This window comes from Rhizobium sp. M10 (genome assembly GCF_002531955.1).
GTDB lineage: Bacteria > Pseudomonadota > Alphaproteobacteria > Rhizobiales > Rhizobiaceae > Rhizobium > Rhizobium etli_C.
In genome coordinates, this window is record NZ_NWTA01000013.1 from 176,535 (window position 1) to 192,025 (window position 15,491).

Annotated in this window: 12 protein-coding genes and 1 riboswitch; of the genes, 10 read left to right on the forward strand and 2 right to left on the reverse strand. The window is 64.7% G+C overall.

Annotation, left to right across the window (positions count from 1 at the left end):
* Window positions 1-12: 12 nt before the first annotated feature.
* Both CO671_RS21445 and CO671_RS21450 read right to left on the reverse strand, forming a co-directional pair.
* Entirely contained in the window at window positions 13-3,486 is a 3,474-nt protein-coding gene (locus CO671_RS21445) for an AAA family ATPase (RefSeq protein WP_097607624.1), read from the reverse strand.
* Window positions 3,486-4,754 carry a DNA repair exonuclease gene (locus CO671_RS21450; protein ID WP_097607625.1) on the reverse strand — a complete coding sequence of 423 codons (1,269 nt, stop codon included), beginning with the start codon at window positions 4,752-4,754 and terminating at the stop codon, window positions 3,486-3,488. Before CO671_RS21450 ends, CO671_RS21445 begins: the two co-directional genes overlap by 1 nt.
* A gap of 291 nt (window positions 4,755-5,045) precedes the next feature.
* A riboswitch (TPP riboswitch) is annotated at window positions 5,046-5,177 on the forward strand.
* A 95-nt stretch (window positions 5,178-5,272) separates the two neighbouring features.
* On the opposite strand from CO671_RS21450, the gene thiC reads away from it, so the two are divergent.
* The 10 genes from thiC to CO671_RS21500 all read left to right on the forward strand — a co-directional run bounded on the left by thiC (window position 5,273) and on the right by CO671_RS21500 (window position 15,485).
* Complete coding sequence (gene thiC / locus CO671_RS21455) at window positions 5,273-7,105, forward strand: phosphomethylpyrimidine synthase ThiC (RefSeq protein WP_097607626.1); 1,833 nt, start codon at window positions 5,273-5,275, stop codon at window positions 7,103-7,105.
* A gap of 2 nt (window positions 7,106-7,107) precedes the next feature.
* On the forward strand, window positions 7,108-8,094 hold the full coding sequence (gene thiO / locus CO671_RS21460) for a glycine oxidase ThiO (RefSeq protein ID WP_245425013.1): 987 nt from the start codon (window positions 7,108-7,110) through the stop codon (window positions 8,092-8,094).
* Window positions 8,091-8,288: a sulfur carrier protein ThiS gene (thiS, locus tag CO671_RS21465; RefSeq protein ID WP_088393589.1), complete on the forward strand. Its 198-nt coding sequence runs from the start codon at window positions 8,091-8,093 to the stop codon at window positions 8,286-8,288. The genes thiO and thiS overlap by 4 nt, the downstream gene beginning before the upstream one ends.
* A 1-nt stretch (window position 8,289) precedes the next feature.
* Window positions 8,290-9,063, forward strand: a complete 774-nt coding sequence (locus tag CO671_RS21470) for a thiazole synthase (protein ID WP_097607628.1) — start codon at window positions 8,290-8,292, stop codon at window positions 9,061-9,063.
* On the forward strand, window positions 9,060-9,674 hold the full coding sequence (locus CO671_RS21475) for a thiamine phosphate synthase (RefSeq protein ID WP_097607629.1): 615 nt from the start codon (window positions 9,060-9,062) through the stop codon (window positions 9,672-9,674). The genes CO671_RS21470 and CO671_RS21475 overlap by 4 nt, the downstream gene beginning before the upstream one ends.
* A 181-nt stretch (window positions 9,675-9,855) precedes the next feature.
* Complete coding sequence (locus CO671_RS21480) at window positions 9,856-10,884, forward strand: substrate-binding domain-containing protein (RefSeq protein ID WP_097607630.1); 1,029 nt, start codon at window positions 9,856-9,858, stop codon at window positions 10,882-10,884.
* A gap of 61 nt (window positions 10,885-10,945) precedes the next feature.
* On the forward strand, window positions 10,946-12,472 hold the full coding sequence (locus CO671_RS21485; protein ID WP_097607631.1) for a sugar ABC transporter ATP-binding protein: 1,527 nt from the start codon (window positions 10,946-10,948) through the stop codon (window positions 12,470-12,472).
* Window positions 12,473-12,494: 22 nt separating this feature from the next.
* The gene (locus CO671_RS21490) at window positions 12,495-13,484 is read left to right on the forward strand and encodes an ABC transporter permease (protein WP_170965023.1); all 990 of its coding nucleotides are present in this window, start codon (window positions 12,495-12,497) and stop codon (window positions 13,482-13,484) included.
* Between the two features lies 1 nt (window position 13,485).
* On the forward strand, window positions 13,486-14,493 hold the full coding sequence (locus tag CO671_RS21495) for a sugar-binding transcriptional regulator (RefSeq protein WP_064685329.1): 1,008 nt from the start codon (window positions 13,486-13,488) through the stop codon (window positions 14,491-14,493).
* A complete protein-coding gene (locus CO671_RS21500; RefSeq protein ID WP_097607633.1) occupies window positions 14,490-15,485 on the forward strand; it encodes an aldo/keto reductase in 996 nt (331 codons plus the stop codon). The genes CO671_RS21495 and CO671_RS21500 overlap by 4 nt, the downstream gene beginning before the upstream one ends.
* Window positions 15,486-15,491: the final 6 nt, after the last annotated feature.

The following is a 15,491-nucleotide window of genomic DNA, read 5'->3' on the forward strand; positions in this document are numbered from 1 at the left end:
CTTTGCGTCCGGTCATGGCAGCTGGTGTATGGTCACATCAGGAACGACGTGTCGCGCGATCTCGCAGAGATGCCAGTGATGCGTGAGGTAGATGACCTGTCCGACCTTCGCCATTGCGCCGAGCAGGCGGAAAACCTCTTCGGAGCGGGGATTGTCGAAGCTCTCCATGATGTCGTCGGCGACGAACGGCACGGGCGGGCGAAGCGCTGCAAATTCCTCGTAGCCCGCCAGCCGAAGCGCGAGATAAAGCTGGAACTGCGTGCCGGTCGACATCGCGTCCGCCAGCTTCGAGCCGCCGTCGCGCGAGACGCCGATCAGTATTTCCTTGTCCCGGTCGGGCTGGGTCGTCAGGCCGGAATAGTTGCCGCCGGTGATCAGGTGAAAAGCTTGCGATGCGCGGTTCATCATCGAGCTGCGATGTTTTTCGCGATAGATGTGCAGCGCCTGTTCGGCCGCGAGCGTGCCGGCGCGCAGCGTCAGATGCCGCACGGCCAGTTCCTCGATCTCGAGGAAGATGGTTCGGCGTTTGGCCTCGATCCGCGCCACCGCGTCGTCCCCGCCGACGGCCTCGAGCTTCTGCCGCGCCAGCGACACGTCGGAATAGAGAAGTTTCGCCCGCTCGGTGAGATCCTCGATCCGGGCACCAAGCTCGATCGCATCGCGCTCGGCCGCATCGGCGTCGATATCGGCAAGGCGGCATTCGGCTTCGGAAAAACTTGCCGCGCGCAATGCCTCGGTGATCTGGCCGCGCAAGGTAGCGGCGCGCGCCTCCAGCCGGTCCCGCTCCCGGACCTGGTTCAGGAATACCTCGACCGAGGCAAGCGAGTCCGTGCCGAAATAGCCCGTCAGTTCGTTCCTGCGGGCATTGTGAACGGCCAGTTCCTCCTCTAGCGCCCGGCGTTTCTCCAACTGTTTTTCGAGATCCGCCTGCCGGTCTGCCCGAAGCTGTGCGGCATGCCGCGCCGCCTCATGGCGTTCCACCAGTGCATTGGCCGAAGCGAGCGTATCGGGTGCCAACCGGCTGAGGCCGCCGTCCGCGAGGAGCCCGGCAATATCCCCACGGAATTGCTCCTGGTCGCGCTCCATCGCGGCAACGCGGCTTGCGAGATCATCCCGCTCCTTCAGGATGGCGGGCAGTGTGGCGAGCGCATCCAGCATGGCGCGGACGGCGGCCATCGAGCCGGCCTTGTCGGCAAACCAGGTTCGCGACAGCGCTTCCGCCCATTCCCGGTTCCAGGCCTCGACCGCGGCCTCCGCCTCCTGCTGGTCGCGCTCACGTTCCCTGACATCGCGGTCGAGATCGCCGATTGCCTTTTCGTGCGCCTGCCGCGCCGCCTGTTCGGCTTTGCCGGCGGCAAGCATATCGCTCGCCGCCTGCATCAGCGCGGCGACCGGCAGATCGTCGGCGCCACCATGGCCGGCATCCGCAAGGCTCGCGGCAAGCGTCGCGGCATGGCTGTCCAGTTCGCCGCGAAGCGCGTCTACCGCCTCTTCGGCCCGCTGCAGTTCGTCCCAGGCAGCCAACGCCGCGGCTCGCTTGCTGCTCCATGCCTCGAGTGCTGCAATGCGCGCCGCAGCTTCGGCGTCATATTCGATTGCCTCGGGCAGCAGACCACCGATGCGGTCGGCAAGCCCATCATGTTCGGCGCGCGCCTCGGCAAGCAATTCCCTTTGCCGTTCGATCGCTGCCGCCGTTGCCGCTTCGGTCTGGCGGAGCTGGCGCAGCTCGGCCAGTTCCTGCGCGCGTGACAGCCGGCCGGCGGACACCACATCGTCCTGGCGCATCCGCTCCTCGAATGTCCGGGCGGTGGCGGCATTCAAGCTGGCAAGATGCACCTGCCAAGCGGCATCGCGTTCATCGCGCAGCCTCGCGGCCTCGGCATCGTCGATCGAACCGCCGGCGACGAAAGCGGCGATCCGGGCTTTGGTCAGCGCCTGTTCGGTGCCGAGATCGCGCAGCCGTGCCTCGTGATCGGCAATCCGCTTGTCGATGGAGATCGCCTGGCCACGCCAGGCCTCGGTCTGCCGAGGCTCGGCAGCGGTCGTCCGCTGCAGGGCGACGGCATCCCCTGTCCAGGGCGCAAGCTGTGCGAACTGCTTCTCCTGAATTCGCTTCGCCTGCGAGAGCGCGCGTTCTTCCAGGGTGAGCCGCATTGCGAGATCGGACCCGGCCAGCCGGCTCAGGGCGGCTTCGATGCGACCGAGACGCGCGGGATCGACGACCGCAGCTCCGTTTTGCGAGCCGCCTTCCTTGTTCAGCCTTTCGAGATTGTCGCGCGCCCGCACCAGTTCGCGGCCCGCGGCAGCCAGGTTGGCCTCGACGCCGGAACGTCGCTCAATGAGATCGCGGACGATGCCGATCAGCGAGGCGGGCAGCAGCAGCGCCTCGGGCGTCGCATGGCCAGGCTGTTCGAGATCGGCCAGCAGCCGCACCAGCACGCCTTCCTGTTCGGCCAGCGCCAGCCGGCGTTTCGGCAGGTCGCTCTCGGCCGCGAGATAGCGCGCGCGGCCCTGATCCAGCAGGTCCATATGCGTGGCGACCGCCAGCGCCTTGTCGTCGATCGTGATCGCCTCGATCTCGTCGGCAAGCTGGCGCAGCGTGCGATCGGCGGTTTCGACAAGCGCCTGCAGCCGCGTCTCGTCGTGGAAAAGCTGCGGCAGCAGGGTGAACCATTCGGAGGGCGGCCGCGGCAGATCGCCCATGCCGGCTGCATCGGTGTCCAGCCGCCGAAGTTCCAGCGCCGCGGGCAGGGCGCCGAGAAGACGCGTCAGCTCCTGGTGCCGAGCCTTGGCCCCGGCCAGTTCCCGCGTCGTCGCGGCATAGGCGGCGTCGGCCTGCTCGTGGGTCGATTTCAGGCCCGAATAGGTGGAGGCAAGCGTGTCGATGGCATTGCGCTCGGCCTTCAGCGCTTCGAGCGCGCGTTTGAGTTCCGCAAGCTTCGTGCTCGACGACCGCTTCTTGTAGATCCCATTGGCTTCGTCGGCTGCCGTTACCAGCGAACGGCTGAGGCCGGCGAGGCCCGAGCTTGCCGAGAACAGCAACTCGCCGAGCTCGCCCTTGCTTTGTATGATGGCGTTGCCGCCTTCCTTGAGCGACTGGTCGTCGAGCGAGAACATGGTGCGATAGGCGTCGCGGCCGACGCCGCCGAGCGCGCCGGCCAAAAGCGCCTCGTTCACAGCCTGTCCCCGATCATCGACGAGGCTGCCGGTCCGCAATTTGAGCCGGGCCAACTCGTGGTCCGCGCCTCCGAATTCCAGCCGCGCACCGACCTTCATCGTGTTGTAGGGATGCAGGAAATTGTAGGTGCTGCGCTCGCCTATGCCGTAGAGCAGGTCGAGATAGGCGGCGAAGGTGGTCGACTTGCCCGCTTCGTTGAGGCCATAGACGATGTGCAGATCGGGCGAACCCGGTCGGACCGCGCCGAAATCGATCGAGTGGTCGGTGAACTTGCCATAACGGATGAGGTCGAGACGGCGCAGGCGCATCAGCTGTCTCCCCGCTCCGCAGCCTTCATCCGGGCGGCGATGTCCTCGGCGCCGTCGGCGAGAAGGCTGTCGATGAAGCGTTCGAAACCCGCCTCGTCATGCCCGGCAAATGCCCGGCTCTCGGGCGGCAGGTCGGCGAGCAGGTCGCGGACCATCTCCCTGACATCGTCGCGAAACCCGCTGCGGGCGATGACCTCGTCCCGCATCAGCGCGCCGAGCTCGATGACGGGATCGGCAACGGCTTCGTCGGCGAGGGGCACCGGCGCTTCGAAGGCGAGCTCCAGCTTCTCGATCCAGGTCCGGCCGATGCGGTCACCGCGCTGCTCGGCTTCCGCCTGCATGAGGTCGACATCGCGGCGAAGCTGCCAGGAGAGCGGCGTGCGACCGGAAAGCCTGAGGCGCGCGACGAGATGCGGCGAGGCCGTATGATCGCGCTGCGCCGTCAGTGCCGCTTCGATCACCATGGCCGCATCACGCCAATCATCGACACCCGTGAGGTCGACATCGACGCGCTCGAACTGCGCGATGCTGGTGCGCCGCTCCTCGACCGTCACCGTCCGGTCGTCCGCCACGGTCACCAGCGACACCGTCTTGACGCCCGACTCGTTGATGTCGCGGCCTTGCGGCATGCCGGGCATGATGACCGTCGCCGTGCCGGGATAGTGGCTGCGCTGATGAAGATGGCCGAGCGCCCAGTAGTCGAATCCCGAGGCGTGAAGGTCGAGCACGTTACAGGGCGCATAAACGTCATGGCCGGCCGATCCGGCAAGGCTCGTATGCATGATGCCGATATTGACCGCACCTGCGACCGGCGGCTTGAACTTCGGCAGAAGCGGGTCCGGCGCCTGCGGCTTGGCGAAGCTCAGACCGTGGATCGCGATCGACAGACTGCCCTTCGTCGCCTCCACGGTCTCGGCGTGGCCGCCGAAGACCCTCACCGTATCGGGCATCACCAGCTCCCTGGCGATCTTCGACATCGCATCGTGATTGCCGCGGATCTTGAAGACGCAAATCCCCGCCCGGTGCAGCCGTTCCAGCTGGCTTGCCAGGAAGCGCGCCGTCTTCATCGACGTCTGCTCGCCGTCATAGAGATCGCCGGCGATGACCAGCGCATCGACCTGCTCCTCGAGGCAAAGGTCGACGATCGCGATCAGCGCCTGCCGGCTGGCGTCACTCACGAGATCGGCCAGCTCGGCGTTGCGAAGCGCCAGCGACCGCAGCGGAGAGTCGAGGTGGAGATCGGCAGTGTGAACGAAACGATAAGCCATGAATGCAGAAATCGCGTTGCGACAGAATGATGAGCCGGTGCCGTCGGACAGATGAACGCGCGGTCGCTGTCACGTGGCCGTGAGGATGAGAATATGGAGCACGCGTCCAAGGGGCGCGAGCGAAATGGCCCGGCAAACCGGCCCATCCACAATCAATGTTGCTCGACCGGGGCCGGTCCGGCCGCCGGCACACTCTACGATACCAGCCGATCGGCGACCAGCATCGACAGCCACTGCCTTGAAACGCAAAAGGGCTTCTTGACACAAAGGCCGCTGCGGTCTTTGATGGCGACCATTCACCAGGGGTGTCCCGGCAAGGGGCTGAGATTCTGCTAGACGATTCGGCTTTGCCGATTGTGGCGCAGTGACCCGTTGAACCTGATCCAGTTCATACTGGCGTAGGGACGGTGCGGACGCTGCGGCTGTTGGGCGGATTTTCGCTTTGTCGCGCAAGGCGTCTTTCCATCATTCCAACACTGGAACTGGGTCTCCAAACGTCAAACCTTGGAGCCTCATCCATGAATATTGTTGCACCCCAGCTTACTCCCGTCGTCACTACCGGCTCGCTTCCGGCCTCGACCAAGATCGTCAAACCCGGAACGCTCTATCCGGATCTGCGCGTACCGATGCGCGAAATCAGCCTTCACCCGACCTCCGGCGAGCCGCCGGTTACGGTCTATGATTCCTCCGGCCCCTATACCGATCCGGCCCATATGGTTTCCATTGACGCCGGGCTGCCGCGTTTGCGCGAAGCCTGGGTCAGGGCGCGTGGCGACGTCGAAGCCTATGAAGGCCGGGTGGTGAAGCCTGAAGACAATGGTTTTGCCACGGGCGAGCGGCTGACGCCGGAATTTCCCATTCGCAACACGCCGCTAAAGGCAACGGCCGGACGCGCCGTCACCCAGCTCGCCTATGCGCGTGCCGGCATTATCACCCCGGAAATGGAGTTTATCGCGATCCGCGAAAACCTCGGCCGGCAGGCCGCGAAGGAGGCGCTCGCGCGCGACGGCGAGAGCTTCGGCGCGCATGTTCCGGATTTCGTGACGCCCGAATTCGTGCGGCGGGAAGTCGCCGAGGGCAGGGCGATCATCCCCGCCAATATCAACCACCCCGAAACCGAACCGATGATCATCGGCCGCAATTTCCTGGTGAAGATCAACGCCAATATCGGCAATTCGGCGGTCACCTCGTCGATGGCGGAAGAGGTGGAGAAGATGGTCTGGGCGATCCGCTGGGGCGCCGACACGGTCATGGACCTTTCCACCGGCCGCAACATTCACAACATCCGGGAATGGATCATTCGCAATTCGCCGGTTCCGATCGGCACGGTGCCGCTTTACCAGGCGCTCGAGAAGGTGAACGGCATTGCCGAAGATCTGACCTGGGAAGCCTATCGGGATACGCTGATCGAACAGGCCGAGCAGGGCGTCGATTATTTCACCATCCATGCCGGCGTGCGGCTTGCCTATATCCCGCTCACCGTCAATCGCGTCACCGGCATCGTCTCACGCGGCGGCTCGATCATGGCCAAGTGGTGTCTGCATCACCACAAGGAGAGTTTCCTCTACGAGCATTTCGAGGAAATCTGCGACATCTGCCGTGCCTATGACGTATCCTTCTCGCTCGGCGACGGTTTGCGTCCGGGGTCGATCGCGGACGCCAATGACGCAGCGCAATTTGCCGAACTCGAAACCCTCGGCGAATTGACCAAGATTGCCTGGGCGAAGGACTGCCAGGTGATGATCGAGGGCCCCGGCCATGTGCCGATGCACAAGATCAAAGAGAATATGGACAAGCAGCTCAAGGTCTGCGGCGAAGCCCCCTTCTATACGCTCGGACCGCTGACGACCGACATCGCGCCGGGCTATGATCACATCACCTCCGGTATCGGCGCCGCCATGATCGGCTGGTTCGGCACGGCCATGCTCTGCTACGTCACGCCGAAGGAGCATCTGGGGCTGCCCGACCGCAGCGACGTCAAAACCGGCGTCATCACCTACAAGATCGCCGCCCATGCCGCCGATCTCGCCAAGGGACATCCGGCCGCCCGCATCCGCGACGACGCGCTGTCGCGCGCGCGCTTCGAATTCCGCTGGGAGGATCAGTTCAACCTCTCCCTCGACCCGGATACGGCCCGCTCCTTCCACGACGAGACCCTGCCGAAGGAGGCGCACAAGGTGGCGCATTTCTGTTCGATGTGCGGCCCGAAATTCTGCTCCATGCGAATTTCCCACGACATTCGCGCCGAAGCTCAGAAAGAGGGATTGGAAGCGATGGCGGCCAAGTACCGCGATGGCGGCGATCTCTACATGCCGGTCGCAGAGGTCGCGAAAACTCCCGCCGGAGAATGATCATGCGCGTTCTCGTCAAAGGGGCCGGCGTTGCCGGCCTCACCGTTGCCTGGCAGCTCTATCGCCACGGCTTCCGCGTCACCCTTGCGGAGCAGGCCGACAAGGCCGGCGCCGGCGCATCCGGCTTTGCCGGCGGCATGCTGGCGCCGTGGTGCGAACGGGAAAGTGCGGAGGAGCCGGTGCTGACGCTCGGTCGCCTTGCCGCCGATTGGTGGGAGGCGGCATTGCCCGGCCATGTCAATCGCCGGGGAACGCTTGTCGTGGCGGGCGGGCGCGATGCCGGCGAGCTCGACCGCTTTTCCCGCCGGACAAGCGGATGGGAATGGCTGGACGAGGCGGCGATCGCCGCTCTGGAGCCTGATCTCGCCGGCCGCTTCCGCAGGGCGCTGTTCTTCCGGCAGGAAGCGCATCTCGATCCACGGCAGGCGCTCGCCGCCCTGGCCGCAGGGTTGGAGGACGCCCGCATGCGTCTCATGCTCGGCGTCACGGGCGAAGCTGATCTTGCCCATTATGACCGGGTAATCGACTGCACCGGTGCCGCCCAGATCGGCCGGCTGCCTGGATTGCGCGGTGTTCGAGGCGAGATGCTCTGCATCGAAACAGGCGAGGTCAGTCTCTCCCGCCCCGTCCGCCTGCTGCATCCGCGCCACCCGATCTATATCGTGCCGCGCGAAAAAAACCGCTTCATGGTCGGGGCGACGATGATCGAAAGCGACGATGCCGGCCCGATTACCGCGCGTTCGCTGATGGAATTGCTGAACGCCGCCTACGCCTTGCATCCCGCCTTCGGCGAGGCACGGGTTACGGAAACCGGCGCAGGCGTGCGGCCCGCTTATCCCGACAATCTGCCGCGCGTGACGCAGGAGGGACGCACCCTCCATGTCAACGGCCTCTACCGCCACGGCTTTCTGCTGGCGCCGGCCATGGCCGCAGAGGTCGCGCGGCGTCTTCTCACAGAACAAGGACCTCAGGAAAGGAGGGCGTCATGACCTTCATCATCAATGGCGAGGAACAGGAGGTCGCGGCCGCGACGCTCGCAGATCTGCTTCTCGCTCTGGACTACGAAGGCGGGTGGCTCGCAACCGCGGTGAACGGCGAACTGGTGCACCGCGAGGATCGCGCCGATTTCGTGCTCGGCGAGCGCGACCGCATTGAAATTCTCTCACCGATGCAGGGAGGCTGACATGCTGAAACTCTACGACGTCGAGGTCCATTCCCGGCTGCTGCTCGGCACCGCCCGCTACCCATCGCCCGCCGTCCTGGCAGAAGCCGTGAGACGCTCGAAGGCCGAAATTGTCACCGTCTCGCTGCGGCGCGAGGCCGCCGGCGGCAAGGCGGGCGGCGCCTTCTTCGAGCTGATCCGCGAGCTCGGCGTGCGGGTGCTGCCGAATACGGCCGGGTGCCACAGCGTGCAGGAGGCTGTGCTGACGGCGAAGATGGCGCGCGACGTTTTCCGCACCGACTGGATCAAGCTCGAAGTGATCGGCCATCACGATACGCTGCAGCCCGATGTCTTCGGCCTTGTCGAAGCGGCACGCATCCTGACCGGGGAGGGCTTTCAGGTCTTCCCCTATACGACCGACGACCTTGTCGTCGCCGAAAAGCTGCTCGAGGCCGGCTGCCGCATCCTGATGCCCTGGTGCGCGCCGATTGGCTCCGCCATGGGACCGGTGAACCCGATGGCGCTGCGGTCATTCCGAGCACATTTTCCTGACGTGCCGCTCATCGTCGATGCCGGCATCGGCCGCCCGTCGCATGCCGCCGCCGTCATGGAGTACGGTTACGACGCCGTTCTTCTCAACACCGCCGTTGCCGGCGCAAGCGACCCTGCCGCCATGGCCGAGGCCTTCGCACTTGCCATCGATGCCGGCCGCCTCGCGCATGGCGCCGTGCCGCTGGAGCCGCGCGACATGGCCGTTCCTTCCACTCCCGTCATCGGAAAGGCCGTCTTCTCATGACGCTCGACCCCTTCTATCTCATCGTCGACAGCGCCGAATGGATCGAGCGTCTCGTGCCGCTCGGCGTCAAACTCGTCCAGCTGCGCATCAAGGACCGGCCGGAGCCGGTGCTTCGCGAGCAGATCCGGCGTGCGAAAGCCGCCTGCGTGGCAGCGGGCTGCCAATTGATCATCAACGATTACTGGAGGATGGCGATCGACGAGGGATGCGATTTCATTCATCTCGGGCAGGAAGACCTGATGGCGGCCGATCTGGCTGCCATTCGCCGCGCCGGCCTGAAGCTCGGCCTTTCCACGCACGATCCATCAGAACTAGAAACCGCGCTGGCCGCCGCGCCGGACTATGTTGCCCTTGGGCCGGTCTGGCCGACGATCCTCAAAGAAATGAAATGGGCGCCGCAAGGCGTCGAACGCCTTGCGGCCTGGCGGCGGCGCGTCGGACCAATGCCGCTCGTGGCCATTGGCGGGATCACCGCCGAACGCGCGCCGCTGGTATTGGAAAACGGCGCCGATAGCGCTGCCGTGGTCACCGATATCACCCGCAATCCGGATCCCGAGGCCCGCACACGACAGTGGCTGGCCGCGACCGCACCTTGGCGATCTGTCGGTTGAGACGCCGCACCTGATCCCGATGAAATATATTTCATGTCGTGAATTATATTGACAGTCCTCGAGCTTTACGCTTAGCTGCCCATACCGGACGTCGAGGAGGAAGTCCGGACTTCAACACGATCAGCGGCGCTTTTCGGCGCCCTCGGGCTTTTGGGAGAGGCTTCGGCCTCAAGGAGGACTCTTGCGCACTTTACTCACCACGACCGCAATGGCGGTTTTTGCTGCAACGTTTATCGCCGGCTCCGCCGCCGCTGCTACGGAGAACCCGTTCCGCTGCAAGCCGGGCGAAAAATACGTCATGAACGTCATGGTTTCGGGCGTCGAATACTGGTTCCCGGTTTACGAGATGTTCAAGCAGGCGGGGCAGCAGCTCGGCTGCGAAACGGAATATACCGGCACACCGGAATATGACGTCAACAAGCAGATCGCCACCTTCGACCAGGCGCTGGCGCAAAATCCGGCCGGCATTCTCGTTCATCCGATGAACTCCGACCCGTTCATCGAGCCGATCAATCGCGCCATCGGCCAGGGCACGGCGGTCGTCACCTTTGCGGCAGACTCGCCGCTCTCCAAGCGCGTCTCCTTCATCACCTCGGACAATACCCGCGAAGGCACCTATGCCGCCGATGCGATCGCCGAGAAGATGGGCGGCAAGGGCGAATATGCCGTTCTCGAAAACCCCGGCCAGGACAACCACGACAAGCGCATCGCCGCCTTCATCGCCCGCATGGAAGAGAAGTGGCCGGATATGAAGCTCGTCGGCCGCGCCGCATCCAACCAGGATCCGACCAAGGCTTACCAGGGGCTTTCCAGCCTCATCCAGGCCAACCCGAACCTCGGGGCGGTTTTCATGCCGGAGGCGAATTCGGCGATCGGCGCCGCGCAGGCCAACAAGGAAACCGGCGGCAAGGTCCTCGTCATGTGCGCCGACGTCAATGCCAATATCCTCGACATGATCAAGGCGGGCGAAGTCTTCGGCTCGATCAACCCGAACCAGGGCATGCAGGGTTACATGGGCTTCATGCTGCTGTGGCTCGCCAAGCACCCGGAACTGATCGATCCGATGAACGACGCCAAGCGCTCGGGCTTCAACCCGATGAGCATCCCGGTCGTCGACAACGGCCTCTCGATCGTGACCGCGGCAAATGCCGACGACTTCTATTGGGACAAGTACCTGAAGCATCGCGGCACGAAGGGCATCGAGGAATAAGACCCCGACAGGCCATCCGCGTCGCCTGGCGCGGATGGCCGAGACGGAGAGGAGGAAGATGATGGCGGAGCCCATGCTCACCATTCATGGCGTCACCAAGCATTTCGGGGCGGTGAAGGCGTTGACGGATGTCGACTTCACGCTCGAGCGAGGTGAAGTCCATGCGCTTTGCGGCGAGAACGGCGCCGGCAAGTCGACGCTGATGAACATCATCGCCGGCGTGCTGCAGCCGACCGAAGGCGAAATCCGCGTCGACGGCAAGGCTGTGCGCATTTCCTCTCCGGCCGCCGCCCAGTCTCTCGGCATCGGCCTGGTGCATCAGGAAATCGCGCTCTGCCCGGATGCGACGGTCGCTGAAAACATGTTCATGGCGGCGACCAACCGTCGCCGGGCGCCGCTCATGAACTACCGCGGGCTGGAGCGCGATGCGCAGGCGGTGATGAACCGGCTTGCCGCGATCAATGTCCGCCGTAAGGTTGCCGACCTACCGATATCAAGTCAGCAGCTCGTCGAGATCGCCAAGGCGTTGACGCTCGACTGCCGCGTGCTGATCCTCGACGAACCGACGGCTGCCCTGACCGAGACCGAGGCGCAACAGCTCTTCTCGATCATCCGCGACCTCAAGTCGAACGGCATTTCGATCATCTATATCAGCCACCGCATGGCGGAAATCTTCAGCCTCTGTGACCGGGTCACCGTGTTCCGTGACGGCCGCTACGTCTGCACCGACCGCATTGCCGACGTGACGCCTGACGACGTGGTGCGCCGCATGGTCGGCCGCGAAATCACGCAGCTCTATCCCGACAAGCTCGGTGCCGGCGAAACGTCAGGCGAGATCATTCTCGAGGTCGACGGCATCAGTGACGGGGTGCGTTTTCACGACGTCAGCTTCGGCCTGCGCAAGGGCGAGATCCTCGGCATCGGCGGCCTTATCGGCTCCGGCCGCACGGAAATCGCCGAAGGCATCTGCGGATTGCGGCCGCGCACGGCGGGAACCGTCCGCCTGCAGGGCGACGTGAGACCGATCCGCGCCTATTCCGATGCCGTGAAAGCCGGCATCGTCTACCTGTCCGAGGACCGCAAGGGGTCAGGCGTCTTTCTCGAAATGTCCATCGCGCAGAACATATCAGTGCTGGATCTGAAGGCGCTCACCAATTCGGTCGGCCTGCTGAATGGCCGCGCGGAGGCCGCGCTAGCAGATGATTTTGCCCGAAGGCTTGCCGTGCGCATGAGCGGCATCGAGGCGCCGGTGAAATCGCTTTCCGGCGGCAACCAGCAGAAAGTGGCGATCGCCAAGCAGCTCGCGGTGAAGCCGAAGGTCATTCTGATGGACGAGCCCACGCGCGGCATCGATGTCGGCGCGAAAGCGGAGATCCACCGCCTGCTGCGCGAGCTGGCAAGCTCGGGCATCGGCATCATCGTCATCTCGTCGGAAATGCCGGAGCTGCTCGGCCTTTCCGACCGTCTGCTGGTCGTCCGCGAGGGACGCATCGCCGGCGAACTCGGTGCCGACGAGATGTCGGAAGAGGCCGTGATCCGCCTTGCTTCCGGCATGGGCAGCGCAAGGGCGGCAGACCATGCCGCGTGAAGAGAACATGGGAGAGAGGGAAATGGCAATCGACACGATGGCGGCAGGCTTGCCCAGGACGTCGTCCTTCAAGCGCATCGGCACGATGCGCGAGGCCGGGCTGATCGCGATCATCCTGGCGCTCGGCATCATCATGAGTTTCGCCTCGCCGCACTTCCTGACGCTCGGCAATTTCCGCGCGATGCTGATGAGCTTTTCCGTGGAAGGCATCGTCGTCGTCGGCATGACGATCCTGCTCATCGTCGGCGGCATCGACCTTGCGGTCGGCTCCGTCGTCTGCTTCGCGATGGTGCTTTCGGGCTCGCTCTTTCTCGCCGGACTCGATCCGTGGACGGCCTCGCTTGCCGGCATTCTTGCCAGCAGCGCCATCGGCGCCATCATGGGTTTCTTCGTGACCGTCGTCGGGCTCAACCACTTCATCACGTCGCTGGCGGGCATGGTGATCGTGCGTGGCCTCTGCCTCATCATCACCAAGGGCACGCCGCTCTCGCTCTTCACGCTGCCTCCCGGCTTCAAGGCGGTGGGGCAGGGCACGTTCTACGGCATTCCCTATGTCATCCTGATCTTCGTCGCCGTCGTCATGCTGTTCGATTTCCTGCTGCGCCGGGCGACCGCCTTCCGCAAGGTGTTCTACACCGGCAGCAATGAAAAGGCGGCGCTCTATTCCGGCATCAAGACGAACCAGGTGAAGTTCTGGGTGACGGTGCTCTGCTCGACGCTCGCAGGTGTCGCCGGCGTCATCTACATGTCCCGCTTCGGCGCGGCGACACCCACATTCGGCGTCGGCATGGAGCTGAACATCATCGCCGCCGCGGTGATCGGCGGAGCCTCGCTGAACGGCGGCTCGGGAACCATCCTCGGGGCCATCCTCGGCATCGCGCTTCTTTCCCTCGTCACCTCGTCGCTGATCCTGCTAAATGTTTCCGTCTATTGGCAGGACATGATCAAAGGATGCATCTTGCTTGCCGCCGTATCCATCGACCATTTCCTGCACAAGCGGAAGGCCGCCTGACATGCCGATCGCCAAACTGAAACCCAGGACGACAGCCCCGCGCGAAGAAATCGTCATCGCCCGCCAGATGCACCAGGCCCTCGTCCTGCATTTTCTGGAAGGTCTGACGCAGGCGCAGATCGCCGATCAGCTCGGAATCTCGCACGCCACGGTCAACCGTCTCATCAAGCGGGGCCGTCAGCTCGGCCTGGTCGAAATCAAGATCAAGTCGCCGATCGAACCGCTGGTCGATATGGAGGAGCGGCTTCTGGCGCTCGGCGGCATCAGCCGCGCGGTCGTGGTCCCGACCGTCTCCGACAATCCGCAGACCGCGCTGCAGGCGGTCGGCGAGGCGGCAGCCCGCCTGCTGCTCGAAGAAATCGCCGATGGCGATACCATCTGCATCACCGGCGGCAAGGGCGTCAGCGCCGTCGTCGCCGGCCTGCAGGCGCCGCGCCGCTTCGATGTCGAGGTCATCCCGGCCACCGGCTGCGTGCAGGGCAAACACTATACCGACGTCAACCACGTCTCGACGCTGATGGCCGACCGGCTCGGCGGGCGCTCCTACCAGATCCACGCGCCGCTTTTTGCCGATGACGCCGAGCAGCGGTCGATGCTGATCAATATGCGCTCCGTCGCCGACGTCTTCCGGCGGGCGCGCGAAGCCAAGGTCGCAGTGGTCGGCATCGGCTCGATCCTGACCGATGATTCGAGCTATTACGACCTGCACCCTTCCTCCAGCACCGATCGCGCGGCAATCGAGCGTTCGGGCGCCAGCTGCGAACTGCTCGCCCATTTGCTCGACGATCACGGCCGCGTCTGCGACTACAGTCTCAACCGGTCGCTGGTTTCGCTGACGCTGCCGGAATTCGCCTCGATCCCGACGAAGATCGGCGTCGCAAGCGGCCCGAACAAGGCCGGACCGATCCTCAGCATCCTGCGCGGCAACCACCTCGATACGCTCGTCACCGACGAGGCGACGGGCGCGCGCATTCTTGAACTCGCATCCGAGGAAGGATTTTCCGCATGAGCGGCGAACAGTTGACCCGCGAAATCGGCCGCTCCGGCGTCAAGGCCTCGGCCGTCGGCCTCGGCACCTGGGCCATCGGCGGCTGGATGTGGGGCGGCACGGACGAGGCGCAATCCATCGCCGCGATCCAGGCCTCGCTCGATGCCGGCGTCACCCTCATCGACACGGCGCCGGCCTACGGCCTGGGCCGATCCGAAGAAATCGTCGGCAAGGCGCTCGCCGGACGCCGCGACAAGGCGGTGATCGCCACCAAATGCGGGCTGGTGTGGCATACGCAGAAGGGCAACCATTTTTTCGACCAGGACGGCAAGCCGGTGCACCGCCATCTCGGGCGGGACTCGATCGTTCACGAGGTAGAGGAAAGTCTGCGCCGCCTCGGCACGGATCATATCGACCTCTACATCACCCACTGGCAGGACCCGACGACGTCGATCGAGGAGACCGTCGCGGCGCTGGAAGAGCTGAAACAGGCCGGAAAGATCCGCGCAATCGGCGCCAGCAACGTCGACCGGCCGGAGCTGGAACAATATATCGCGACCGGTTCGCTCGATGCGATCCAGGAGCGGTTCAGCATGATCGATCGCCAGATCGAGGCGGACCTGCTGCCGCTCACCATCGCCAACGGCGTGTCGACGCTCAGCTATTCCTCACTGGCGCTCGGCCTGCTTTCCGGCGCCATCGGGCCCGAGCGCGTGTTTTCCGGCGACGACCAGCGCAAGGACAATCCCCGCTTTTCCGTCGCCAACCGCCGCAAGGCCAAGGATTTTGCCGAGGCGATCCGGCCTGTGGCGGAGCGCCACGGCGCCAGCATCGCGCAGACGGTGATCGCCTGGACATTGGCCCAGCCGGGCGTAACCTTCGCGCTTTGCGGCGCAAGAAACCCGGCGCAGGCGTTCGACAATGCGCGGGCCGGAACGCTTCGCCTTTCAACCGCCGATCTCGCGGCCATCGACACCGCCATATCGGCGCAGCTCGCCACCATGGACGGATAACGGACG